Origin of the sequence: Pseudarthrobacter sp. SL88 (genome assembly GCF_026672455.1) — a bacterium.
Lineage (GTDB): Bacteria > Actinomycetota > Actinomycetes > Actinomycetales > Micrococcaceae > Arthrobacter.
The window spans coordinates 3,743,846-3,767,280 of record NZ_JAPPRD010000001.1 but is presented as its reverse complement, the minus strand read 5'-3'; the positions used below and the strand labels follow the sequence as shown (position 1 = coordinate 3,767,280).

At 68.1% G+C, this 23,435-nt stretch carries 21 protein-coding genes; 14 read left to right on the top strand and 7 right to left on the bottom strand.

The features are described from left to right. Window positions 1-11: 11 nt before the first annotated feature. The 7 genes from OVA06_RS17080 (at window position 12) to OVA06_RS17050 (ending at window position 8,383) form a co-directional block, all read left to right on the top strand. A complete protein-coding gene (locus OVA06_RS17080) occupies window positions 12-1,439 on the top strand; it encodes an NtaA/DmoA family FMN-dependent monooxygenase (protein ID WP_056082995.1) in 1,428 nt (475 codons plus the stop codon). Then, window positions 1,436-3,082 carry an ABC transporter substrate-binding protein gene (locus OVA06_RS17075; RefSeq protein ID WP_268159923.1) on the top strand — a complete coding sequence of 549 codons (1,647 nt, stop codon included), beginning with the start codon at window positions 1,436-1,438 and terminating at the stop codon, window positions 3,080-3,082. Before OVA06_RS17080 ends, OVA06_RS17075 begins: the two co-directional genes overlap by 4 nt. Then, window positions 3,079-4,026: an ABC transporter permease gene (locus tag OVA06_RS17070; protein WP_056082988.1), complete on the top strand. Its 948-nt coding sequence runs from the start codon at window positions 3,079-3,081 to the stop codon at window positions 4,024-4,026. Before OVA06_RS17075 ends, OVA06_RS17070 begins: the two co-directional genes overlap by 4 nt. 8 nt (window positions 4,027-4,034) lie before the next feature. Continuing rightward, complete coding sequence (locus OVA06_RS17065) at window positions 4,035-5,015, top strand: ABC transporter permease (protein ID WP_056082985.1); 981 nt, start codon at window positions 4,035-4,037, stop codon at window positions 5,013-5,015. Then, entirely contained in the window at window positions 5,012-6,733 is a 1,722-nt protein-coding gene (locus tag OVA06_RS17060) for a dipeptide ABC transporter ATP-binding protein (protein WP_056082982.1), read from the top strand. The genes OVA06_RS17065 and OVA06_RS17060 overlap by 4 nt, the downstream gene beginning before the upstream one ends. 100 nt (window positions 6,734-6,833) lie before the next feature. After that, entirely contained in the window at window positions 6,834-7,703 is an 870-nt protein-coding gene (locus OVA06_RS17055) for an HAD family hydrolase (RefSeq protein ID WP_056082980.1), read from the top strand. Window positions 7,704-7,798: 95 nt separating this feature from the next. After that, a complete protein-coding gene (locus OVA06_RS17050; RefSeq protein ID WP_082497460.1) occupies window positions 7,799-8,383 on the top strand; it encodes a histidine phosphatase family protein in 585 nt (194 codons plus the stop codon). A 5-nt stretch (window positions 8,384-8,388) separates the two neighbouring features. On the opposite strand, the gene OVA06_RS17045 is transcribed toward OVA06_RS17050, so the two are convergent. After that, window positions 8,389-8,988: a hypothetical protein gene (locus tag OVA06_RS17045; protein ID WP_268159919.1), complete on the bottom strand. Its 600-nt coding sequence runs from the start codon at window positions 8,986-8,988 to the stop codon at window positions 8,389-8,391. A 56-nt stretch (window positions 8,989-9,044) separates the two neighbouring features. Beyond that, window positions 9,045-9,608 (bottom strand): hypothetical protein, encoded by a 564-nt coding sequence (locus OVA06_RS17040; protein ID WP_056082970.1) that lies wholly within the window; start codon window positions 9,606-9,608, stop codon window positions 9,045-9,047. Between the two features lie 176 nt (window positions 9,609-9,784). On the opposite strand from OVA06_RS17040, the gene OVA06_RS17035 reads away from it, so the two are divergent. Further along, window positions 9,785-12,247: a phosphoketolase family protein gene (locus OVA06_RS17035; protein ID WP_268159916.1), complete on the top strand. Its 2,463-nt coding sequence runs from the start codon at window positions 9,785-9,787 to the stop codon at window positions 12,245-12,247. 7 nt (window positions 12,248-12,254) lie between these two features. On the opposite strand, the gene OVA06_RS19810 is transcribed toward OVA06_RS17035, so the two are convergent. The 4 genes from OVA06_RS19810 to OVA06_RS17020 form a co-directional block, all read right to left on the bottom strand. Continuing rightward, window positions 12,255-12,545, bottom strand: coding sequence for a DUF429 domain-containing protein (locus tag OVA06_RS19810; RefSeq protein WP_442793585.1), 291 nt, complete (start codon window positions 12,543-12,545; stop codon window positions 12,255-12,257). Beyond that, the gene (locus tag OVA06_RS17030) at window positions 12,472-13,008 is read right to left on the bottom strand and encodes a DUF429 domain-containing protein (RefSeq protein WP_442793564.1); all 537 of its coding nucleotides are present in this window, start codon (window positions 13,006-13,008) and stop codon (window positions 12,472-12,474) included. Before OVA06_RS17030 ends, OVA06_RS19810 begins: the two co-directional genes overlap by 74 nt. Window positions 13,009-13,029: 21 nt before the next feature. Next, window positions 13,030-14,373 carry a carboxylesterase family protein gene (locus OVA06_RS17025; RefSeq protein WP_442793563.1) on the bottom strand — a complete coding sequence of 448 codons (1,344 nt, stop codon included), beginning with the start codon at window positions 14,371-14,373 and terminating at the stop codon, window positions 13,030-13,032. Between the two features lie 114 nt (window positions 14,374-14,487). Continuing rightward, on the bottom strand, window positions 14,488-14,976 hold the full coding sequence (locus OVA06_RS17020; protein WP_015935533.1) for an inorganic diphosphatase: 489 nt from the start codon (window positions 14,974-14,976) through the stop codon (window positions 14,488-14,490). 155 nt (window positions 14,977-15,131) lie between these two features. On the opposite strand from OVA06_RS17020, the gene dacB reads away from it, so the two are divergent. Continuing rightward, window positions 15,132-16,661: a D-alanyl-D-alanine carboxypeptidase/D-alanyl-D-alanine endopeptidase gene (dacB, locus tag OVA06_RS17015; protein ID WP_268159911.1), complete on the top strand. Its 1,530-nt coding sequence runs from the start codon at window positions 15,132-15,134 to the stop codon at window positions 16,659-16,661. 1 nt (window position 16,662) lies between these two features. Here dacB and OVA06_RS17010 read toward each other — a convergent pair whose 3' ends face one another. Continuing rightward, a complete protein-coding gene (locus tag OVA06_RS17010) occupies window positions 16,663-16,845 on the bottom strand; it encodes a hypothetical protein (protein ID WP_268159909.1) in 183 nt (60 codons plus the stop codon). A 246-nt stretch (window positions 16,846-17,091) separates the two neighbouring features. Here OVA06_RS17010 and OVA06_RS17005 point away from each other — a divergent pair, with 246 nt between their 5' ends. The 5 genes from OVA06_RS17005 to ftsH all read left to right on the top strand — a co-directional run bounded on the left by OVA06_RS17005 (window position 17,092) and on the right by ftsH (window position 23,431). Then, complete coding sequence (locus OVA06_RS17005) at window positions 17,092-18,222, top strand: zinc-dependent metalloprotease (RefSeq protein ID WP_268159907.1); 1,131 nt, start codon at window positions 17,092-17,094, stop codon at window positions 18,220-18,222. 180 nt (window positions 18,223-18,402) lie between these two features. Continuing rightward, a complete protein-coding gene (gene tilS / locus OVA06_RS17000; protein WP_268160831.1) occupies window positions 18,403-19,458 on the top strand; it encodes a tRNA lysidine(34) synthetase TilS in 1,056 nt (351 codons plus the stop codon). 30 nt (window positions 19,459-19,488) lie between these two features. Further along, window positions 19,489-20,040: a hypoxanthine phosphoribosyltransferase gene (hpt, locus tag OVA06_RS16995; RefSeq protein ID WP_268159905.1), complete on the top strand. Its 552-nt coding sequence runs from the start codon at window positions 19,489-19,491 to the stop codon at window positions 20,038-20,040. Window positions 20,041-20,156: 116 nt separating this feature from the next. Further along, window positions 20,157-21,203, top strand: coding sequence for a LacI family DNA-binding transcriptional regulator (locus OVA06_RS16990; RefSeq protein WP_268159903.1), 1,047 nt, complete (start codon window positions 20,157-20,159; stop codon window positions 21,201-21,203). A gap of 164 nt (window positions 21,204-21,367) precedes the next feature. Next, on the top strand, window positions 21,368-23,431 hold the full coding sequence (gene ftsH / locus OVA06_RS16985) for an ATP-dependent zinc metalloprotease FtsH (RefSeq protein WP_268159901.1): 2,064 nt from the start codon (window positions 21,368-21,370) through the stop codon (window positions 23,429-23,431). The last annotated feature ends 4 nt before the right edge of the window (window positions 23,432-23,435 follow it).

Below are 23,435 nucleotides of genomic sequence, written 5' to 3'. Positions count from 1 at the left end.
AAGAGAGCATCATGAGCACGCACCACCGCACCGCCGGCAACGGCCAGATCCAGTTCGGCGTCTTCTTCCAGGGCGTCAACCACACCACCGTCTGGAAGACCCCGGAGAGTGGATCCCAAACCGACTTTGAGTCCTTCCGCCGGGTGGCCCAGACGGCGGAGCGCGGCCTCTTCACCGCGTTCTTCCTCGGCGAGGGACTGCGCCTGCGTGAGCACCTGGGACGCATCCACGACCTCGACGTCGCCGGCCGCCCCGATGCCCAGACAGCCCTCGCGGCCCTGGCCGCCGTCACCACCAACATCGGCCTGGTAGCCACCCAGAACACCACCTATAACGACCCCGCAGACCTGGCGCACCGCCTGGCCAGCCTGGACCTGCTCTCCGGCGGGCGGGCGGCCTGGAACATCGTCACCACGGACAACGCCTGGACCGGTGCCAACTTCCGGCGCGGCGGGTTCCTCAAGCACGAGGACCGCTACATCCGGGCCGAGGCCTTCGTCCAGACGGCCAAAGCGATCTGGGATTCCTGGGCCGACGGCGCAATCGCCGGGTCCCGGGACGCCGGGCGCTGGCTCGAAGAAGGCAGCATCACTCCGGTCCGGCGCACGGACGCAAGTTTCGACGTCGAGATCACCGGCCGCCTGCCGCGCTCCTCGCAGCACCACCCGGTCCTGTTCCAGGCCGGCGACTCTCCGGACGGGCGGGACTTCGCCGTCCGGAACGCCGACGTGATCTTCTCCCGGCATGCCGAGCTTGAAGATGCCAAGAGGTTCCGCGAGGACATCGTGGCGCGCACCCTCAAGGCCGGCCGCCCGGCCGACGACGTGAAGATCTTCCCCGGCCAGGAGTTCATCCTCGGCGCCACTGAGGCCGAGGCCGAGGAGAAGCACCAATGGGTCCGCGAACAGCAGGTTGGCCCGGAGACCGCCATCGCGTACCTGGAGCAGTTCTGGGGCCGGACCCTCACCGAGTACGACCCCGACGGGCCCCTTCCCGAAACGGACCCCATTGTGGACGTCACCAACCCCACCCGCGGCAACGCCTTCCACGGTGCAAGCGCCAAGGAACTCGCAGCCCAGTGGCGCGCCGAGGCCAAGGAGAAGGGCCAGTCCATCCGCCAGTTCGTCGCCGCACGGTCCCGGCTCAACGGCCGCGGCCTGGTGGGTTCCTACGACGGCATCGCCGACAAGCTCGCCGAATACGCCCACACCGGAGCTGTGGACGGCTTCAACATCACTCCCTGGATCGTTCCCGGCGGGCTGGACGACATTGTCAACGAACTGGTCCCGCGCCTGCAGGACCGCGGCGTGTACCGCACCGGATACGAAGGCACCAACCTCCGCGAAAACCTGGGCCTCCGCGCCCCACTGACCCGCCGCGCATCCCTGAACTCCGGCCGTAACGGCGCCGGCCTGACCGAAAGCGAAAACGTCGCATGACCCGCTCCAACCAGCCCCGCACCCTGCCCGCCGGACCCATTCGCCGGCCCGCCGCCGTCGTCGGCCTCCTTGGAACCGCAGCGCTGCTGCTCTCGGCCTGCGGCGGCGGGGCCGACGCCGGTACGCAGCAAAGCGCCGACGCCACCCCGGTGTCCGGCGGGAACCTGAACTTTGCCCTGTCCGTGGACCGCGGCTGCATTGATCCGCAGCAGGTGGGCAATAACGATGCCATCGCGATCGCCCGGCAGACCGTGGCGTCACTGACCTCGCAGGACCCGAAGTCCGGCGAAATCGTGCCCTGGCTGGCAAAGAAATTCGAATCCAACGCCGATGCCACCAGCTTCACCTTTATGCTCCGCACCGGCGCCACCTTCGCGGACGGCACGGCCATTGACGCCGCATCCGTGAAGACCAACTTCGAAGCGATCAAGGCACTGGGGGCCAAGGCGAGCCTGGGCTCCACCTACCTCAGTGACGTCAGCGCCATCACCGTCAAGGACCCGCAGACCGTTGTGGTGGACTTCAGCAAGCCCAACGCCCAGTTCCTGCAGGCCACCTCCACCTTCACGCTGGGCCTGCTTTCGCCGTCGTCAGCGTCCCTGTCCGAGGCGGACCGCTGCGCCGGGAAGTTCTCCGGGTCCGGCCCGTTCAGCGTCAAGAGCTACACGGTGGACAAGGAAGCGGTGCTGGAGCGCCGCACCGGCTACAGCTGGCCGGCCGCCACCAACACCAACACCGGCGAGGCCTACCTGGACACTGTCACGTTCAAGATCATCCCCGAGGCCGGCAACCGCACCGGCAGCCTGCAGTCCGGGCAGATTGACGCGACGGCGGCCATCTCCGCGGCGGACATCACCCTCTTCAACGGCAACGGCTTCTGGAACGAAACCCGGGCCAACCCCGGCGTCGTCTACAACCTGTACCCGAACGAGTCCACGCCCAAGCTCAAGGAAACAGCAGTCCGCCAGGCGATCTCCAAGGCCATCAACCGCGAGGAAATCACCACCACGCTGCTCACCGAAAAGGACCAGCCCGCCAAGGGCGTGCTGTCCCACACCACCCCGTACTTCAAGGACTTCAGCGGACTGCTGGCCCATGATCCCGACGGCGCGAAGAAGCTTTTGGAGGACGCCGGCTGGAAGGAAGGGGCGGACGGAGTCCGGGAAAAGAACGGCGAGAAGCTTGCCTTCAAGGTCACCTACTGGCAGTCGCCCAAGGAAGTACTGGAACTGGTCCAGCAGCAGCTTAAGGCCGTGGGCGTGGACCTGCAGCTGAAGTTCACCACCATCGCCGACGTCACGGCCGCGCAGGCCACCAAGGATTACGACTTCTCCTACGGCAACCTGACCCGCAGCGACCCGGACGTGCTGCGCACCGTCTTCGCCTCCACCACCGCCCGCGGCGGCAGCAACCTCCGCGAGAAGCTCCCCGTGGACGACACCCTGGGCGAGCAGGCCGCAGCACTGGACAAGGACGCCCGCCAGGAATTGGTGGACCAGGGGCAGGAAACCCTGATCAAGGACGCCCACTCCATTCCCATCTACGAACTGTCCACCACCATCTCCGCCAACGAAAAGGTCCACGGCCTGGCGTTCGAAGCCTCCAGCCGCCTGGACTTCTACGACGCCTGGCTGTCCCAGTGATCCGCTACGTTGGAAGGCGGCTGCTGCAGGGGGCGTTCGTCCTCTGGGCGGCGTACACCGTGTCCTTCCTGATCCTCTACCTCCTTCCCGGGGACGCCGTGAGCATCATGGCCAGCGGGGACGAACAGAACTCGGTGGACCCGGCGCTGGTAGCCAAGCTGCGCAGTGAGTACGGGCTGGACCGGCCGCTGCACGAGCAGTACGTGATAGCGCTGTTCAAGGCCCTGCAGCTGGATTTCGGGGTGTCCATCAAGAACGGTGTGGCCGCCACCCAGGCCGTGGCGGAGGTCCTGCCCGAAACCATCAAGCTCGCGGCGGCCGGATTTGCGCTGGCCGTACTGCTGGGCAGTGCCCTGGCCATCGCGGCTTCGTTCAGCCGCAACCGCTGGGTCCGCCAATTGGTTGCGTCGCTGCCGCCACTGGGCATCGCGGTGCCTACCTTCTGGATCGGGCTGCTGCTCCTGCAGTTCTTCTCCTTCCGGCTCCGGCTGTTCCCTGCGCTGGGGAACGACGGCGCCCAGAGCCTGGTGCTTCCCGCGCTGACCCTGGCGATCCCCACCTCGGCGGTCATTGCCCAACTGCTGATCCGCAGCCTGCACCAGACACTCGGTGAACCGTACATTGAGCAGATCCGGGCCAAGGGCGCCAGTGACGCGCTGATCCACTTTGGGCACGCCCTGCGCAACGCGGCCATTCCCACCCTGACCATGCTCGGCATCCTGGTCGGAAACCTGCTGGCCGGGGCCGTGGTCAGCGAAACGGTTTTCTCCCGCACAGGAATTGGCCGGCTCACCGTCACAGCCGTCAACAGCCGTGACATCCCGGTGGTCCAGACGCTGGTGGTGCTGGCCGCTGCCATCTTCGTGATCACCAGCCTGATCGTTGACCTGATCTACCCGCTTGTGGACCCCCGCATCAACACCGCGGCCAGGGCCACCGCCTAGGAGGCATCATGTCGCAGCAACTTCTCCGGGACAGCCCGGGACCGGCAGCGGACGCACCAGACCCCGGGAGGGATGAGGTGCGGGACCCGCTGTCCGCCGCCGGGCGGACAGCCGCACCCGCCGCCGTCGGACGCGGGCCTGCAGCACCCCCTGCGATTGCGCGGCTTGCCCGCAGGGCGAGGGTCCTGCTTAAGAGCCCCGGACTGGTCCTGGCCGTCCTGGTCATCGCCGTGGTGATCCTTTGGGCCGTGATTCCGGGGGCGTTCACACAATGGCCGCCGGACACCGGCGTTCCGTCGGCCCGGCTCAAACCGCCGTCCGCCGAACACTGGTTCGGGACGGACAGCCTGGGCCGGGACCTGTTCTCCCGGGTGGTGCACGGTTCCGCCACGTCCCTGGCAGCCACAGCCGTTGCGGTGGCAGTGGGGCTGGTGGCAGGTTCGCTGCTCGGCTTGCTCGCAGGGTTCCTGCGCGGTTGGGTGGACGACGCCATCATGCGCGTCATGGACGTCCTGCTCGCCATCCCCAGCCTGCTGCTGTCGCTGGCGCTCATCACGGTGTTGGGCTTCGGTACGGTGAACATCGCCATCGCGGTGGGCATCGCCAGCGTGGCCAATTTCGCCCGCATCATGCGCGCCGAATCCCTCCGGGTGGGGTCGGCAGTCTACGTGGAGGCGGCCCGGTCCTCCGGTGTCCGCTGGCACGGCATCCTGCTCCGGCATGTCCTCCCGAATGCCGCCGGGCCGGTGCTGGCGCTGTCCGCCCTGGAATTCGGGATGGCCGTGCTGTCCATCTCCTCTCTGAGCTTCCTCGGCTTCGGCGCGCCGCCGCCGGCCGCCGAGTGGGGCTCCCTGGTGGCCGGCGGCCGCGACTACCTGGTAGCCGCATGGTGGCTGGTGACGCTGCCCGGCCTGGTGATCGCCGCCGTCGTCCTCTCCACCAACCGCATCTCGCACGCTTTCCAGGACCCCGAAAGGAACAGGACATGACGGCTACTCCAGCGCAGGACAGCCCGCCCACCGGAGCCGGCGAACCGCTCCTGAAGGTCGAGGGGCTGCGCGTCAGCTACCTGGTGGACGGCACGCCCCGGGAAGCCGTGCACGGAGTAAGTTTCGAGATCAACGCCGGGGAAGTGGTGGCGATCGTGGGCGAATCCGGCTCCGGAAAAACCACAACCGCGCACGCCATCATCAACCTGCTGCCAGGGAACGCGCGGCCGGATTCCGGGTCAGTGGTCTTTGCCGGTGCGGACCTGTCCCGGCTCACCCGCAAGGAGTGGCAGGGCGTCCGGGGCCGGGACATCGGCCTGATCCCGCAGGACCCCACCGCGTCGCTGGATCCACTGCAGAAAGTGGGGCCGCAGGTGGCCGAGGCCCTCACCATCCACCGGCTGCAGCCGAAGAAGGAGGCCCGCCGGGATGCCGTCCGGCTGCTGGCCGAGAGCGGCATCCGGGACGCCGAATCCCGGGCACGGCAGTACCCGCACCAGTTCTCCGGCGGGATGCGCCAGCGGGTCCTGATTGCCTCCGCGCTCGCCGCGCGGCCCCGGCTGGTGATCGCGGACGAACCCACCAGTGCGCTGGATGTCACCGTGCAGCGGCAGATCCTGGACAACATCGCGGCGCTCACGGCGGAGCGGGGGACCGCCGTCCTGCTGATCACCCACGATCTTGGCGTGGCAGCAGACCGCGCCGACCGCATCATCGTGATGCGCCGGGGCGAGATCGTGGAAGCAGGGTCAGCTGCCCAGGTCCTGGGCAATCCCCGGCACGCCTACACCCGTCAGCTGATCGCCGCTGCACCCGGACTGAGTCCCCAACGGCTCCGGCCAACCGTGGCCGGCGTAACCCGGCCGGATGGCACCGCCGCTGCGGCAGCCCCGGGGCCTACTGGTTCCGAGGGTCCCTTGGTGCAGGCGCGTAACCTGCGGAAGGTCTTCCACCTGCCGCGGACGGCCAAGGGGCCGCGCACCCTCACCGCGGTCAACGACGTCTCGCTCGAGATCCTGCGCGGTGAAACCCTGGCACTGGTGGGGGAGAGCGGCTCGGGCAAAAGTACAGTGGCCAGGCTGTTGCTGCGGCTGGATAAGCCAACCAGCGGTTCCGTGACGTTCGACGGCGAGGACCTCACCGCCGCGCGGGGTGAGCGGCTGCGACAGCTGCGGCGCCGCTTCCAGGTGGTTTTCCAGAGCCCTTACGCTTCGCTGGATCCCCGCTTCACCGTGGCGGACAGCGTGGCCGAACCGCTGCGCGCCTTTGGTGAGGGGACGCCGTCGGACCGCCGGGCGAGGGTGGCCGGGCTGCTGGACGCGGTGCATCTGCCGGCCGACTACGGGCGAAGGCAGCCCGCAGAACTGTCCGGCGGGCAGCGCCAACGGGTGGCCATTGCCCGCGCCCTGGCCCTGCGTCCGGAACTGGTGGTGCTGGATGAAGCAGTGTCCGCGCTGGATGTGTCAGTGCAGGCGCAGATCCTGGCGCTGCTCGCCGAGCTCCAGGTCCAGGACAGGTTGAGCTACCTCTTCATCTCTCACGACCTCGCGGTGGTGCAGCAGATCTCGGACCGCGTGGCCGTGATGCGCGGCGGGGAACTGCTGGAAGCCGGAACCACGGAATCGGTGCTGGAGCGGCCCGAACACGGGTATACGCGGGAGCTGATCTCGGCGGTACCGGGCCGGCGGACGCTGGCGGTGCAGGACCTGCCGGGGTAAATACTCACAGCGTGGACAACCTGTGAGTATTTACCGGCTGTTCAACAAACCTGTGGCGCGCGTCCTAGCGGCGTTTGGGGGCGTCTGTTTCACTGGAACAATGACAACACTGACTGAAACCTCAGTCGCCGGCAACGATGACCGGCGAGACACGGAACCCAACAACAGCGCACTCAATGGCCGGCAACTGATGGTGGCCCTGGACGTGGACGGCACCCTGGTGGACCATGACGGCCACATGTCCCCGGCCGTCCGGGAATCCGCACAGGCCGTGGTGGAAGCCGGCCACGAGGTGATGATCGCCACCGGCCGGTCGCTCAACGCTACGCTGCCCATCATCGAAAAGATCGGCGTGGAACGCGGCTACGCGGTGTGCTGCAACGGCGGCGTGACGCTGCGGCTGCACCCCGAACTCGACGGCGGCTATGAGATTATCCACAAGGCCACCTTCGATCCGGCACCTGCGCTTCGGGCACTCCGCGAACGGCTCCCCTCAGCCAAGTACGCGCTCGAGGACGCCGACGGCAATTTCCTCTCCACCGAGCGGTTCCAGGACGCGAGCTTTGGCGTCGAGGCCATTGGCGTCGACTTCCAGACCATGCTCGAGGCCACGGCTGTGCGCGTGGTGGTGTTCAGCACTGAGAACACCCCCGAGGAGTTCAACGAGGCCATCGACCACATCGGTCTCGCCGGCGTCACGTACTCGGTGGGCTGGACGGCGTGGCTGGACATCGCCGCCGCCGGAGTGACCAAGGCCAGCGCCCTGGAAAACCTCCGCCTCCAGCTCGGCATCGATCCGAGCCGCACGGTGGCTGTGGGCGATGGCAGGAACGACATCGAGATGCTCGGCTGGGCCGGCCGGGGAGTGGCCATGGGCCAGGCGCCGGAAGAGGTCATCGCCATCGCGGACGAGGTCACCCATTCCGTATACGACGACGGCGCAGCGCACGTGCTCCGCAGCCTCCTCTAGGCTTCCGGCCGCCACAGCCCGCGCTGCGGCCACGCGGTCTCCCCCGCCTCGGCACGGTTCCGTAACCCAGCTGCGTACAAGGCAGAATGGAAGGCATGACCCTTACGACGTTTGCCCTCGTCCGCCACGGCCAGACCGACTGGAATGCCGAGCGCCGGCTGCAGGGGTCCACCGACATTCCGCTGAACGACGTGGGCCGCGGCCAGGCGCGTGACGCCGCCGCCGTCCTTTCGCCTTACGAATGGGATGCGATCGTCTCCTCACCGCTGAGCCGTGCCGCGGAAACAGCTGACCTCATCGCCGAAGGGCTGGGCCTTACGGTGTCCAGGCGCGTTCCGGAGCTGACGGAGCGCAGCTTCGGGCCCGCCGAGGGAATGCAGGCCGGGCCGGAACTGGACGCGCTGCGGATCCCGGGCGGCTTCAAGGGCGCCGAGAGCGAGGACGAAGCTGCCAGCCGCGGCCTCGCGGCTCTGGAAGCGCTCGCCGGGGAGTTCAGCGGCAAGCGGCTCCTGGTGGTCACGCACGGCACGCTCCTTCGCGTCAGCCTGAGCCGGGCCATCGGCGAAACCCTTCCCAGCGTGGACAACGCCGCACTGAACCTGGCGCACCACCACGCCATCGAGGGGTGGCAGCTCGAATACTTCAACGGCGAGCCCGTCATGGCGGCCACAGCAAAGTAGCGCCGCTACCGCACCTCAAGGATCAGGGCCAGCAGCCGGGCAACTGCCGGCCTGGCCGCGTGTTCCTCGTTCCACTGCGCCCGCGCCACGGCTTTGCTGACCGCCTGGGTGGTGATGCCCAGCTCCTGGGCCACCGCCTTCTGCTGGCCGCGGACACCCGGCGTCAGCAGGTCGAGCACCCGCCATTCCGCGCCCGACCGGTCCCGCACAATGTGGCCCAACAGGCGGAGGACGGCCTCGGCGTCGTGCGCAATGTCCGCAAGGGGCCCTTCGACGGCCACCGGAACGCGCTCCTTGCTGTTCCGCAGCCGGTCCACTGCCCGGCGGGCGTACACCAAGCCGTGGCCGGAAGCGTCCTTGATCTGGTTCGGCAGCGGCTCGTTGACCGGCCCTACGCCGATCCCCACGTACCACTGGCCGCTGCGCAGGGCGACCAAGGCCGCTTCCACCGCCTGTTCAGGGCAGTCAACGATGCCCTGGACTTCGTCTTCGACGGAGCGGTCAAAGTCCAGGCGCGCGGGAATGTGCCGCAGGTCCTTGAGTAACTGCGGCACCCGGTCACCGTCGCGCCGGCTGTCCGTCTGGTTGATTGTCAGCGTGAACATTCTGGCTACACACTACCGGTAAGTAGGAAATGCGCGAGGGGGAGTATTACGGCTGGTCAAGCGGCCGCGGGCAGGTCGTAGGGCGGGATCTCGGGAGCCCCCGCGGGAAGCTTCGGGAACCGCCGGTCGATGGTGAGGTGCCGTCCCTTCGGCTCGGCGCCGGAGGGTGAAGAGCCGTCCGCGGTGCCCAGGACCAGCACCAGGACCATCACGGTGAACAGGACGGTCCGGGCGAACATGACCCAGCCGGCCCGCCAGACCCCCGGTGCTTCGCCACTGCTGATCCGGACCACTTCCGTCTGCGAGGCCAGCGACCCCAGGGACCGGCCGCCAGCACAGCAGAACCCGTACAGCCAGGGCGCGATGAGCCAGGTCGCGGCAGCAGCGCCGGCGGCCTTGCCTGCGGTCCCGGTCACGGAGGTACCCACCAGGACGGCGGCAGTGATTGCCAGGATGGCCACGATGCCAAAATCGACGGCCCAGGCTTTGACCGACCGCCAGATGGAGGAATCGACCACCCGGGTCCCGTTCCTCAGTGTCCTGACCCGCTGGCGGGCGCTTTTCCACAGGGCTGCTTCCGCGCGGGACTGCGTTGCTGCCGTGCCGTGTACGTCGGTCACGTCCGTTCCCCCACTATCCGAACTGTCCAAAACACCTTCAATCTACCCTGTCCCATAGCGGCAACGAGGGGGACATCTGCCCATGTGGAGAGTGCCTGGTGGTTGTGCCTGCGCCGCTGAGATGTTGCGATGGAGGGACGGCCGGGCACGGCGCAAACCCCAAGGTGAGGATGGTTATGACCGGCAGCACTGGGAATGAAGTCAAGGGAAACGGCAACGCAGGGCAGGCAACCGCAGCGCAGGGCATCATGGGCCGCCAGGAACTCGAGCTCGTGGACCGCTGGTGGCGTGCCGCCAACTATCTCTCCGTCGGCCAGATCTACCTGCGCTCCAACCCGCTGCTGCGGCGGCCCCTGACCCCGGAAGACACCAAGTCCCGCCTGCTGGGCCACTGGGGCACCACTCCCGGCCTCAACTTCGTGTATGCCCATTTGAACCGCGTCATCCGCCGCGACTCAGCCGAGATGCTCTTCATCGCCGGTCCCGGCCATGGCGGCCCCGCCGTCGTGGCCAATGCCTGGCTGGAAGGAACGTACTCGGAGATCTACGCCCACGTGGGCAACGACGAAGCCGGGCTCGCGGAACTCTTCCGCCAGTTCTCCTACCCCGGCGGCATCCCCAGCCACGCGGCGCCGGAGACCCCGGGGTCCATCAGCGAGGGCGGCGAACTCGGCTACTCCCTGGCCCACGCCTACGGCTCGGTGCTGGACAACCCTCAGCTGGTGACCGCCGTCGTGATCGGCGACGGCGAGGCCGAAACCGGGCCGCTGGCGGCCAGCTGGCACTCGCATAATTTCCTGGACCCGACGGCGGACGGCGCCGTGCTGCCCATCCTGCACCTCAACGGCTACAAGATCGCCAATCCCACGGTGCTCGCCCGCATGCCCGAGGAACAGCTGGAGCAGCTGCTGCGCGGCTACGGGCACGAACCGTACTTCGTCACGGTGCAGGACCCGGGCAATACCGGGCAGGCACACCAGGACTTCGCCGGCGTCCTGGACCAATGCCTCGCGGACATCCGCGCTATCCAGGCCGCACACCGCAACGCCGGGAACGGCAGCGGTCCGGACCACGACGATATCTCCGGGGAACACCCGGGACACCGCTGGCCCATGATCGTGCTGCGCTCACCGAAGGGCTGGACCGGTCCGCGGACCGTGGACGGGCTGCAGGTGGAAGGAACATGGCGGGCCCACCAGGTCCCGCTGTCGGAGGTCCGCACCAACGGCGAACACCTCAAGCAACTGGAGGAGTGGCTGCAGTCCTACCGTCCGGGAGAACTGTTCGACGGCGACGGGCGGCTCCGTGCGGACGTCGCCGAGGCAGCCCCCACCGGGGACTTCCGGATGAGCGCCACCCCGCATGCCAACGGCGGAGTGCTGCGGCGCGCCCTGAAGCTGCCCGCCTACCGTGACCACGCCGTCGACGTTGCAGCAGCGGGAACGGACCGCGTGAGCCCCATGGTCACGCTGGGCTCGTGGATGCGGGACGTGATTGCGCAGAACATGGAGAACTTCCGCCTCTTCGGGCCGGACGAAACCGCGTCGAACCGGCTGCAGAATGTCTATGAGGTCACCGACAAGGTGTGGCAGTACCGGATTGACGACGCCGACGAGCACCTCGCGCGGTCCGGCCGCGTGATGGAGGTCCTCAGTGAGCACCTGTGCCAGGGCTGGCTGGAAGGCTACCTCCTCACCGGCAGGCACGGCGTCTTCAACTGCTACGAGGCCTTCATCCACATTGTTGATTCGATGTTCAACCAGCACGCCAAGTGGCTGAAGGTGCACCGCCGGCTGCCGTGGCGCCAGCCTGTGCCGTCGCTGAACTACCTGCTGTCCTCGCATGTCTGGCAGCAGGACCACAACGGTTTCTCGCACCAGGACCCGGGGTTCATCGACCATGCGGTGAACAAGAAGGCGGAGGTTATCCGGGTGTACCTGCCGCCGGACGCCAACACCCTGCTCTCCGTCATGGAGCACTGCCTGGCCTCTACCGACTACGTGAACATCGTGGTCAGCGGAAAGCAGCCCTCACCCACCTGGCTGGGCCCGGCGGACGCGGCCAACCACTGCCGCCGCGGCCTGGGCATCTGGACGTTCGCCGGCTCCGAGGTGCCCGGTGAGGAGCCCGACGTCGTACTCGCCTGCGCCGGCGACGTCCCCACCGTGGAGACCGTGGCCGCCGCGGAACTGCTGCGCAACGGGGTCCCGGGGCTGAAGGTCCGTGTGGTTAACGTCGTGGACCTGATGCGCCTGCAGGATGAGAGCGAACACCCGCACGGGCTGCCGGGCAGGGACTTCGACGGCATCTTCACCACGGACAGGCCCATCATCTTCGCGTACCACGGCTACCCCACGCTGATCCACCGCCTGGCGTACAAGCGCACCAACCAGGCGGGCCTGCACGTGCACGGCTATCAGGAGGAGGGGACCACCACCACCCCGTTCGACATGGCGATGCTCAACGGGATCGACCGCTTCACGCTGGCCATCGACGCGATCGACCGGGTGCCCGGCCTGGCCGGGAACCACTCAATCCTGCGGCAGGAGCTGCAGGACCGCCGCGACAGCGCCCGCGGGCACACCCGCACCCACGGCGAGGACCCGGAAGAGATCCGGAACTGGAAGTTGGGCGGCTGACTTCCCGTCAGCCGGGGAGGCCGCTGAGCCCGGACGAGGGCAGATGGATCCAGCCTTCGCTGCGGGCCGCCCGGGCATGCGCCTCATCGGGGAGGAGCGTACGACGGCGGGCCACGGCCCGGGCGGTCAGCGAGGCGACGACGGCGTCGAACAGGTCGTCCGAGGCTGCCAGTTGGGCCTCGTGCCCGGCCAGGTCCAGCCACGGCGCTTGCGTCCGGAGGGCTTCAAGGAGCACACCGAGCCGTTCGGTTTCCGTGCTGCCGCGGCCCTTGTAGCCGCGGCCGTTGAGGCCCCAGATCTTGAGCGAAGCCGCCGGATAGACCTCGGCCAGCCGGCCGGAGCCATCCCGGGACTGGGGGCCATGCAGGGCAGGCGATCTTCGCCTGGATCACCGCGCAGCGCATGGCAGGGTGGGCCAGCCGGTCCGCCGAAACACTCAGCGGAATCAGCCCTGTCCGGGCAGTGCAGAAACGGTCCGTGTCCCGGTAGGCCAGGAGCCGCCGGCCGGCGATGCCGTCGTGTTCGAGGACCGGCCCCGCAACGTTGTCCAGGTGCCCGGTGAGGAACGGGATCAGCGCGTCCGGCCAGCCGACAGGGCAGTCGACGCCGGTCATGTCGCTGGTGCCGAACAGCTCCACAATCGTTTGGTCGTCCACGTCCAGGGCCAGGTGGGCGAGCGTGGCGCGTCCCTGGCCGTGGGAATCCAGGTCCCATTCGATGACTGCGGCGGCGGTCTTCTTGGTGGCTGCCGCCAAATCCACGCCGAGGGTCCTCATCCGGCCTCAGACCCTCCGGTAATGCAGCGCATCGCCCACAGCGCCGGCCCCGCCCAGATCGTCCCCGCGGGCAAAACCGGCCCACAGAGCCCGCACGGCCCGGCCGGTCATGTCCACCTGCTCCCAGGGAGCGCCGGCGATCAGCCCCACGCCGTCCCAGGTTTCCCGGTTGCCCAGGAGCAGCGGCAGGTCGATGGTGTGGGCTGCGCCGAAGAGGTTGTCCGGCGCATGCCAGCTCAGCAGGTAGCGGTGGGCCCGTCCTCCTGCGCGCTTGTGGCGGCGCGCGAACTTCCGGGACGCCCACCCGTAGACGGTTTCGGTGACCACCCAGTCGACGGCGCGCACCGCGGCGGCTCCCACTCCCGGCACCTTGAGCAGGCGCATCAGGAAGGGACTCCGGGGGAGGAAAAGCCGCGCTTCCTCCGAGGTGTGGCCGATCAGGATGTCGATGCCCGGTGCGGACCGGTCCCATGCGGCGGCGATGTCCTTCTCCTCCGGGAGCGGGGCGTGGCCGTACTGCGTACCGAATGGCATGGCGGCCAGCATCCCGAACTTCCGCGACACCTGCGCCACCAGTGCCTCCCGGTCCACCACGTCCATGGCCGGGGTCTCCTCCGTCACCGATTCCGCCGCGATCCCCATGGCGCGGTTCATCCGTGCCCGGCCGCGGGCAATCCCCAGCGGCGCGCTCTGGATGATGGCACGCCGGAACAGCGACGGCGCTTCGGGGGTGGCCATCAGGTGGGCGATGGCATCACCGCCGGCAGACTGCCCGAACGCCGTGACGCAGCCGGGATCGCCGCCGAATGCCGCGATGTTCCGCTGCACCCAGCGGAACGCCTCCAGCTGGTCCAGCAGGCCCAGGTTCGCCGGCCTGCCGGTGCGGGTGGCGAGGAAGCCGAACAAACCCAGCCGGTAGGTTACCGACACCACGATCACCCGGTTCTCGGCCACAAGCCGGGCGGGGTCGAAGATGGCGAGGTCCCCGGACCCGGTGGTGTAGGAGCCGCCATGGATCCAGACCATCACGGGCAGCGTCTCGCCGGGCTTCAGATCGCCGGGCATGGTGATGGACAGGTTCTGGCAGTCTTCGCTGCCTGGGAGTTCGCCGTACCGGGTGCCCAGGACGTCGTCGAGGAACGGGACGGGTCCCTGCGGGCATGCCGGCGCCAAGGAGGTGGCGGCGAAGGTTTCGGTCCAGTCCGCCGCCGCAGCAGGAGGCCGGAAGCGGGCCGCCGTGGCGTAGGGGATGCCCGTGGCGCGGAGCACCTCGCCGTCCCGCCAGCCGCTGACGGGCCCGCACGGTGGATGGAACAGAAGCTCGGACGTCACGGCTGGCTCGGAATTCACAGCCCCACCTTGCCACACCATCCTGGGACAACGGCGGCGGGTGGCCGGCTTCGAAAAGCCGGCCACCCGCCGTCGGACCCTAAGGGAGTTGTTGGGGCAAGCCCAGCCTGGGGATCAGTGTCCGGTGGGGACGTAGCGCTTGATGGACGCTTCCAGCTCGGCTTCGGCGGCGGCGCGGTCGCCCCAGCCCTCGGCCTTGACCCATTTGCCCGGCTCCAGGTCCTTGTAACGGGTGAAGAAGTGCTCGATTTCCTTGATCAGGAATTCGCTGACGTCGCTGACTTCCTGGATGTGGTCGAAGCGCGCATCAACAGGAACGCAGAGGACCTTGGCGTCTCCGCCGCCGTCGTCGGTCATGTTGAAGACGCCGATGGGGCGGGATTCAACGATGACGCCGGGGTGCAGGTCGAAGTCCTGCAGGAGCACCAGTGCGTCCAGCGGATCGCCGTCTTCGCCCAGGGTGTTCTCGAAGAAACCGTAGTGCGTGGGGTACTGCATGGAGGTGAAGAGGACGCGGTCCAGGCGGACGCGGCCGGTCTCGTGGTCAACTTCGTACTTGACACGCGATCCCTTGGGGATCTCGATGGTCACGTCGTGCTTCATGGGAACGCTCCTCAGCGATTACAGGGGGTGCGCGGCACACTTGACGGTCCACAAAAAGGAGTGTCCGTGCCGCCGACTATTATTGAGGATATAGCGAGAGGCCCTGGAATCAGGAACTTGTGGGGAAATTTCAGGACTTGAGGACCGGCACCGGCATGACCAAAACCACCAGCGCGGAAGCGTGGCACCGCCGTGCGCTGAAGGCCGCGGCGCTGGGCCTTCCGGGCAGGTCCGCCGGCCCCGGAAAACCATGGCACCTCCTCCTGCTCGCGGCGCTCCTGCTGGTCCTTGCCCTCCCGGCGGCGGCACTCGTCGCCCCCGGGTTCCTCGGCCCCGAGCCTCCCCCGCCTGCGCCCGAGGCCCCGCCCTGGCAGCGCGAACCGACTGCCTTGGCGTCCCCGCAGGGACTGGCTCCGCTGCAATCCACTGCCCCGGTCCCGGACCCCGCCGTTCTCTCTGCGCAGGTGGACCCGCTGCTGAAGGCCGACGGCGGCGGTACTTTTACGGGCATCGTGCAGGATGCGCTGACGGGCCAGATCCTCTTCGACCGGGGCGGCGCCGACCGCCGGGTGCCGGCATCGAACATGAAGCTGCTGACCTCCGTGGCCGCCCTTCGCGCCCTGGGCCCGGAGCATACGTTCGCCACACGGGTGGTGGCGGGGCCGGCCGCCAACCAGGTGGTGCTGGTGGGCGGCGGCGACGTCCTGCTCGGACCCGGTGAGTCGAAGCCGGGCCAGGTAATGGGAAGGGCAGGCCTCACCACCCTCGCGGCCCGGACTGTGGCATCCCTGCAGGCCAATGGAGCATCGGGGGAAATCAAGGTCATGCTGGACGATTCCCTGTTTACCGGGCCGGCCCTGAACCCGGCTTGGCAGGAGGGCGACGTCGCGGCCGGCGAAGTGGCACCTGTGTATCCGCTGGCCATGAATTCGGCGCGTTACGACCCCGACGTGACCACGGGTCCACGCCCGCAGGACGCGGCGCAGTCCGCCGCGGAAGAATTCGCGGCCCGGCTCCGTGCCGCAGGTGCCGCCGCGGGACTGACTGTGGCGGCCGGCGTCGACCGCTCACCGGAAGCGGGTTCGGCTGCGCCGGCTGCCGGCACCGAACGGCCCGACGTCCTGGCCGAGGTACAGTCAGCCACGGTGGCGGACCAGGTGGACCTGCTGCTGCAGGAATCAGACAACTACCTGGCCGAGGTCATGGGGCGGATGGCGTCCCTTGCGGACGGCGGTCCGGGCAGCAACGACGGCGCCGCGGCGGCCGTCAGCAGCCAGTTGGCCCAGGCGGGGATTGCGGCGGGCCCCCTGACGCTGGTGGACGTGTGCGGCCTGGCGATGGGCAACCAGGTCTCGGCCGGCCAATTCGCCGAGGTGGTCCGGGCCATCACCACCGGCACCGATGCCAGGCTCCGGGCCGCACTGGACGGCTTCCCGGTGGCCGGCCTCACCGGCACCCTTGATTCCCGGTACGGCGACGAGTCCACCGTCCAGGGTGCGGGCCTGGTCCGGGCCAAGACCGGAACACTCAACACCGTCTTGGCGCTCAGCGGCTACGTCGTTGACGCGGACGGCCGGCTTCTCGTGTTCTCCTTCATTGGCAACGGGCTGACGCCCGGCGCCGCAGGCAATAAGGTGGCGCTGGACCGGGCGGCAACGGCGCTCGCAGGCTGCGGCTGCCGGTAAGTCATCGCGCTTCCCTGGTATCTGTAACGCCATAGGCAGGGCCGGCCGGGGTTGCCGGTTCCGCGGCCACCGCCATGGGGGCAGTGGTCCCCAGGAGTGCTGCCACCAGGACGGCGGCAACCACGGCCTTCCAGCCCTTCTTCGGGCCGGCGGTCAGGGGAGCGATGGGACGGTACGGGATCATGGTGTCCTCCTGAGGGGATTTTGGCGGCCCTGGCACGCACGAACGGTGCTGGCCAGGGCCGCCTCTGCTTCTGGAACGCAGTAGGGCCGCTGTTGCGGTGTAGCCACTACGATGCCGCCGCAGCTTAGGCCTGGCCTTTTGCCTTCCTGTGCTTCGGCTGTGAGGGTGGCGGCCGGCCGGTGCCTTCGCTTCGCCGGTGAGCGAACTTAAGGACGATCCCCGGCCCGCTGTGTTCTGATGGGACCTATGGAGTCCACTGCAGCCCAGTCCGCCCCCATCTCATCTGCTGATGCCGCTTCCCTGATCAACTGGGACCTGGCGGCTTCCTCGGCGGCACGGCTTGCTCCTGCCGGGCCGGACCTGAAACCGGCAGCCATCAACGAAGCCGTGGACAGCCTCCGCAGGCTCGCCGACGCCTCCGTTCCGCACGTTCACGAGATCACCGGCCTGGAAGCAGCCCGGGACCTCCGGGATTCCTCGGTGCTGGTGGTGGACCGGGCATCGTGGGCCAAGGCAAACACGCAGTCCTTCGCCGTGATGCTGAAGCCGGCCATGCAGAAGATGCTGGACAGCCGGCGCGGGTCGCTGAGCCCTTCCGCAGCCAGTGTCAGCGGCGCCATCACCGGCAGCCAGTTGGGCGCAGTCTTGGCGTTCCTGTCCAGCAAGGTCCTGGGCCAGTACGATCCGTTCGCGGCGCTGGCCGAAAACTCTTCCGCCCCTGCCGCCGGGCGGCTCCTGTTGGTGGCCCCCAACATTGTCTCCGTGGAGCGCGAACTCAACGTGGCGCCCGAGGACTTCCGGCTGTGGGTCTGCCTGCACGAACAGACCCACCGGGTCCAGTTCGCCGCCGCACCCTGGCTGCGCCACCACATGCTGGACCAGATCGACAACCTCAGCGGGCACCTGCTCGGCAATGTCGATTCCCTGATGGACCGGGCCTCGGCCGCTGCGCGTTCACTGAAGGACCGTTCGGCCACTGGAAACACGCCGGGCCGCGGCGCCATCCTGGACCTGCTGCAGGATCCGGAGGAGAAAGCCGCCATCTCGCACCTTACGGCCGTGATGAGCCTGCTCGAAGGCCACGCCAACGTGGTGATGGACGCCGTGGACGGCAGCATCGTTCCCTCCGTCAAGACCATCCGGCAGCGGTTCAACGACCGCGGCAAGGACCGTGGCGTGGTGGAGAAGTTCATCCGCAGCCTGCTGGGCCTGGACGCCAAGATGCGGCAGTACTCCGACGGCGCCCGCTTTGTCCGTGCCGTGGTTGGCGTGGCCGGAATGGAGGGCTTCAACCGGGTCTGGGAGTCGGCAGACCACCTGCCCACCGAGCCGGAGATCCACGACGCCAAGCTGTGGCTTGAGCGGATGGGCCTGTAATTGCCTGACGTTTCCCCCACGCATTCCGAAGCACAGCCGTCCGGGCCCACACAGCCGTCCGGGCCCACCCAGCCTTCCGGCCCCGCCCCGCAGGAATCCGCGCCGCAGGATTCCGTGCCGCAGCGCAGCGGACGACGCCGGCCCGGCCGGTTGGCGCCGGTAGTCGGCACTGCCCGCAAGATGCTGGGTGACGCCCTGGCGCAGGCAGGCTATCCGGAGCACGTCCTGGTGGCCTGCAGCGGCGGGCCGGACTCAATGGCGCTGGCCGCCGTCGCCGCCTACTTCGCCCGCCGCGGCAGCATTGACGGCCATTTCGTCACGGTCGGGGCAGTGGTGGTGGACCACCAGTTGCAGGAAGGCTCCGGCCGCGTCGCAGCTGACACCGCCAGTGCCCTTCGGGAACTGGGCCTCGCCCCGGTCGATGTCCACACCGTGACAGTGGCAGGCGCCGGCATGGGCCCCGAGGCCGCCGCCCGCGAGGCCCGCCACGCAGCGCTCGAAGCGGCAGCGGCCGACCAGGGCGCCGGTGCCATTCTTCTGGGGCACACCCTGGATGACCAGGCCGAGCAGGTGCTGCTGGGCCTGGCCCGCGGCTCCGGAACCCGATCACTCGCCGGCATGCGGCCCACCCGTTCAGGGGCTGGAAGCGCCTTGTTGCTCCGTCCCTTCCTGGGGCTCCGCCGGGCCGACACGGAGGAGATCTGCGAGGTGGAGGAGCTGGACCCCTGGCACGATCCCACCAACACGGACCCCGCGTTCGCCCGTTCCCGGACCCGGGTGGAGGTCCTCCCGCACCTCGAGGAGAAGCTGGGCCCCGGCGTCGCGGAATCACTGGCGCGCACGGCCTCGATCCTGCAACTGGACGCCGACTACCTCGAGGATGTGGCGGAAAGCACCTACGCGTCCCTGGTGGAGTGGAACGGCCCCGAAGCAAGCCTTCCGGAAGACGCCCTGCGCGCCCTGGCCCCGGCCATCAGGTTCCGCGTGATCGCCAAGGCCGCGGCCGGCGTCGGCGGCCAGCAGCCCAGCTATCGGCGCCTCGTGGCGGCGGAAGCGCTGCTGCGGCGGCAGGGGTCGGCGGGCCCGGTGCAGCTGCCCGGCGGGGTAGCCGCCTACCGGTTGTCGCTGGCCGAACTCGAAGGGCCCGGGACCGCAGACCGCCCCGGGACCGGTCCCCGCGAACCCGCGCGCTGTGGGAAGCTAGTATTCCGGCCGCTAAAACCGGCCACACATTAGTCGCACCCCGCATCTACACAGGAGCCATTGGTGGATTCAAACGACGTCCAGGCAGACCTCAAGCACGTTCTTTACTCCAAGGAACAGATCCAGCAGCGCATCACCGAACTCGCTGCCCAGATCGACAAGGACTACGAAGGCCGCGAACTGCTGATCGTGGGCGTGCTCAAGGGCGCGGTCATGGTCATGGCGGACCTGGCCCGCGCACTGCACAGCCACGTCTCGATGGACTGGATGGCTGTGTCCTCCTACGGCTCCGGTACCCAGTCCTCCGGCGTGGTGCGCATCCTGAAGGACCTTGACACGGACCTCATGGGCAAGGACGTGCTGATCGTCGAGGACATCATCGATTCCGGCCTTACCCTGTCCTGGTTGAAGACCAACCTGGAATCCCGCGGCACCGCATCGGTGGAAATCTGCACCGCCTTCCGCAAGCCCACCGCCGCCAAGGTCCAGATCGACGTCAAATACGTGGGCTACGACATTCCCAACGAGTTCGTGGTGGGCTACGGCCTGGACTACGCGGAGAAGTACCGCAACCTGGACTTCGTGGGCACCCTGGCTCCGCACGTCTACGAGTAGGCCGCCATGCAGCTCGGCGGTTTCTCGGTTGGCCTCGCCGTGCAGGACCTCGCCGCTTCCATGGAGTTCTACCGGAAGCTCGGCAACCCCGTCTACCTGGACCAGCACGTCTGATTTTGGCAAGGTCGAATATTGGCATCAAGGATGTCGCGGTGGCCGCAGGGGTGTCGGCAACCACGGTGTCGCACGTCCTGAACGACGTCACGTATGCCCGGATCAGCCCCGAAACCCGCAAGAAGGTGAAGGCGGCCGCGGAGCAGCTGGGCTACGAACCCAACCGGGTGGCGCAGGCGCTCCGCAACCGCCGCACCGGCGTGCTGGGGCTGGTCAGCGAGGATGTGGCCACCACGCCGCATGCCGGCCGGATCATCCTGGGCGCCGATGACGCTGCCCGCGCCCGCGGCTACACCCTCATGCTTATCAACACCGCCGCCACCGCCGGGCCCGCATCGCGGGAAGTCGATGTGGAGGCCGTGCTGGAACGCCAGGTGGACGGGATCCTATACGCCACCATGTACCACCGGGTCCTGGACGCGCCGGCCAACCTCGGCAAGGTGCCCACCGTCCTGGTGGATGCCGTTACCGCTGACGGGCGCTTCCCCTCCGTTGTCCCGGACGAATACGGCGGCGCCCGCACCGCCGTCCACGCACTGCTGGACGCCGGGCACACCCGCATCGGCTTCATCAACAACGTCCAGGACGTGCCATCAACCTCGGAGCGGCTCCGCGGTTTCCGCGACACGCTCACCGCGGCAGGGCTCGACGGCGGCCTGGCGCCCGTGGAGGCGTCGTCGTCTGACGCTGCGGGCGGGTACGAGGCAGCGGCGAGGATCCTGCGGAGCGAACACCCGCCGTCGGGCCTGTTCTGCTACAACGACCAGATGGCCATGGGAGCCTACCGGGCAGCCGCGGAACTGGGTCTCAGCATCCCCGGAGACCTCTCTGTCGTCGGGTTCGACGATCAGGAACTGGTGGCCGGCAGCCTCTTTCCAGGGCTCACCACCGTGGCGCTGCCCCACTACGGAATGGGTGCCTGGGCCGCCAACCACCTCATTGATGCGCTCGAAGGGGCAGGGGGCGGTTCTTCGGCTTCCGCCGGGACCACTGTTCTGGAGTGTCCGCTGGTCACCCGAGCGTCCGTCGCCGCACCCCGGAACCCCTAGCCTGCCTGCAACGATGTCCGCTACGCCCACAGGGAACTTTTGCTTTTCATCATGCGTGATGTACTCCGGACGGTGTATAGCTAGAAGCTGACGCAGCACCATCACGCGCGCGAATTAGACGCCGTGCAGCACTACCGGAAGGGACGGGGCCAGCCCCCGAACAGATGAAAGCTAAGAATTTCTTCAAGGGCCCGGGCATCTGGATCGTCGTCGTTGTCGGTCTGCTCCTGGTGGCTTTTGCAACCCTGGCCCCCGGCGGTGCGTCGCGGATCGACACCGATAAGGGCTTGGAACTGCTTGCCGGCAACAATGTGGAGCAGGCCAAGATCTTCGACGGTGAGAACCGCGTTGATCTCACGCTGAAGGATGACCTGGAGGTGGACGGCCAGAACAAGGGCAAGAGCGTCCAGTTCTTCTTCGTCGATGCGCGCGCCACGGACGTGGTCAAGGCTGTCACCGATTCCAAGCCGGCGCAGGGCTACACAGACCAGCCCATCGAGAGCAACTGGTTCTCCGGCCTGCTGTCCCTCCTCATTCCGGTCATCCTGCTGGGCGCCCTCTTCTGGTTCCTCATGACCCGCATGCAGGGCGGCGGCTCCAAGATCATGCAGTTCGGCAAGTCCAAGGCCAAGATGGTCAGCAAGGACATGCCGCAGGTGACCTTCGCGGACGTCGCCGGTTCCGATGAAGCCGTCGAAGAGCTCCAGGAGATCAAGGAATTCCTGCAGGAACCGGCCAAATTCCAGGCCGTCGGCGCCAAGATCCCCAAGGGCGTGCTGCTGTACGGCCCTCCCGGTACCGGTAAGACCCTGCTGGCCCGCGCCGTTGCCGGTGAAGCAGGCGTCCCCTTCTTCTCGATCTCCGGCTCGGACTTCGTGGAAATGTTCGTTGGTGTCGGTGCGTCCCGCGTCCGCGACCTCTTCGAACAGGCCAAGGCCAACTCCCCGGCGATCATTTTCGTGGACGAAATCGACGCCGTCGGCCGCCACCGCGGCGCCGGCATCGGCGGCGGCAACGACGAACGCGAGCAGACCCTCAACCAGCTGCTGGTGGAGATGGACGGCTTCGACGTCAAGACCAACGTCATCCTCATCGCCGCCACCAACCGCCCTGACGTCCTGGACCCCGCGCTGCTGCGGCCGGGCCGTTTCGACCGGCAGATCGGCGTCGACGCGCCGGACATGATCGGCCGTGACCAGATCCTGCAGGTGCACGCCAAGGGCAAGCCGATGGCTCCCGGCGTCGACCTCAAGGCCGTTGCCAAGAAGACCCCCGGCTACACCGGCGCGGACCTGGCCAACGTGCTTAACGAGGCCGCCCTGCTGACCGCGCGTTCCAACGCCAACCTCATTGACGACCGCGCCCTGGACGAGGCAATCGACCGCGTGATGGCCGGCCCGCAGAAGCGCAGCCGGGTCATGAAGGAACACGAACGCAAGATCACCGCCTACCACGAAGGCGGCCACGCCCTGGTGGCGGCCGCCCTGCGGAACTCGGCCCCGGTCACCAAGATCACCATCCTTCCCCGCGGCCGTGCCCTGGGCTACACCATGGTGGTGCCGGACAACGACAAGTACTCCGTCACCCGCAACGAGCTCCTGGACCAGATGGCGTACGCCATGGGCGGCCGCGTGGCCGAGGAAATCGTGTTCCACGATCCGTCCACCGGCGCCTCGAACGACATTGAGAAGGCCACCGGGACCGCCCGCAAGATGGTCACCGAATACGGCATGAGCGAACGCGTGGGCGCTGTGCGCCTGGGCCAGGGCGGCGGCGAGCCGTTCCTGGGCCGCGACGCCGGGCACGAGCGCAACTACTCCGACCAGATCGCCTACGTGGTGGACGAGGAAGTGCGCCGACTGATCGACCAGGCCCATGACGAGGCCTACGCCATCCTCACTGAGAACCGTGATGTCCTTGACCGCCTTGCCTTGGAGCTGCTGGAGCGGGAAACCCTTAACCAGGCCGAGATCGCCGACATCTTCCGGGACATCCGCAAGCGCGATTTCCGTGAGGTATGGCTTTCGAAGGAATCCCGTCCCGTCCAGACGGCCGGTCCCGTAGAGTCCCGCCAGGAGCGGGCCGAACGGGAGGCCCAGGAGGAAGCCAAGCAGGCCCGCCTGGACGAGCCGCTGGACGCCCAGCCGCCGCATCCGCAGGGCGTTCCGGAAGACGCACCGTTCCAGGGAGGCGTCCCCGAATCGGGGCCGGACACCCTTCGCGGCTAAGCTT

What these genes read in the sequence shown, in the direction of transcription:
- OVA06_RS17080 (WP_056082995.1), top strand. Translation starts at nt 12, where the DNA reads ATGAGCACGCACCACCGCACCGCCGGCAACGGCCAGATCCAGTTCGGC.
- OVA06_RS17010 (WP_268159909.1), bottom strand. Translation starts at nt 16,845, where the DNA reads ATGATCCCGTACCGTCCCATCGCTCCCCTGACCGCCGGCCCGAAGAAG.
- OVA06_RS17050 (WP_082497460.1), top strand. Translation starts at nt 7,799, where the DNA reads ATGACCCTTACGACGTTTGCCCTCGTCCGCCACGGCCAGACCGACTGG.
- OVA06_RS17055 (WP_056082980.1), top strand. Translation starts at nt 6,834, where the DNA reads ATGACAACACTGACTGAAACCTCAGTCGCCGGCAACGATGACCGGCGA.
- OVA06_RS17075 (WP_268159923.1), top strand. Translation starts at nt 1,436, where the DNA reads ATGACCCGCTCCAACCAGCCCCGCACCCTGCCCGCCGGACCCATTCGC.
- ftsH (WP_268159901.1), top strand. Translation starts at nt 21,368, where the DNA reads ATGAAAGCTAAGAATTTCTTCAAGGGCCCGGGCATCTGGATCGTCGTC.
- dacB (WP_268159911.1), top strand. Translation starts at nt 15,132, where the DNA reads ATGACCAAAACCACCAGCGCGGAAGCGTGGCACCGCCGTGCGCTGAAG.
- tilS (WP_268160831.1), top strand. Translation starts at nt 18,403, where the DNA reads ATGCTGGGTGACGCCCTGGCGCAGGCAGGCTATCCGGAGCACGTCCTG.
- OVA06_RS17020 (WP_015935533.1), bottom strand. Translation starts at nt 14,976, where the DNA reads ATGAAGCACGACGTGACCATCGAGATCCCCAAGGGATCGCGTGTCAAG.
- OVA06_RS17065 (WP_056082985.1), top strand. Translation starts at nt 4,035, where the DNA reads ATGTCGCAGCAACTTCTCCGGGACAGCCCGGGACCGGCAGCGGACGCA.
- OVA06_RS17060 (WP_056082982.1), top strand. Translation starts at nt 5,012, where the DNA reads ATGACGGCTACTCCAGCGCAGGACAGCCCGCCCACCGGAGCCGGCGAA.
- OVA06_RS17005 (WP_268159907.1), top strand. Translation starts at nt 17,092, where the DNA reads ATGGAGTCCACTGCAGCCCAGTCCGCCCCCATCTCATCTGCTGATGCC.
- OVA06_RS17045 (WP_268159919.1), bottom strand. Translation starts at nt 8,988, where the DNA reads ATGTTCACGCTGACAATCAACCAGACGGACAGCCGGCGCGACGGTGAC.
- OVA06_RS17035 (WP_268159916.1), top strand. Translation starts at nt 9,785, where the DNA reads ATGACCGGCAGCACTGGGAATGAAGTCAAGGGAAACGGCAACGCAGGG.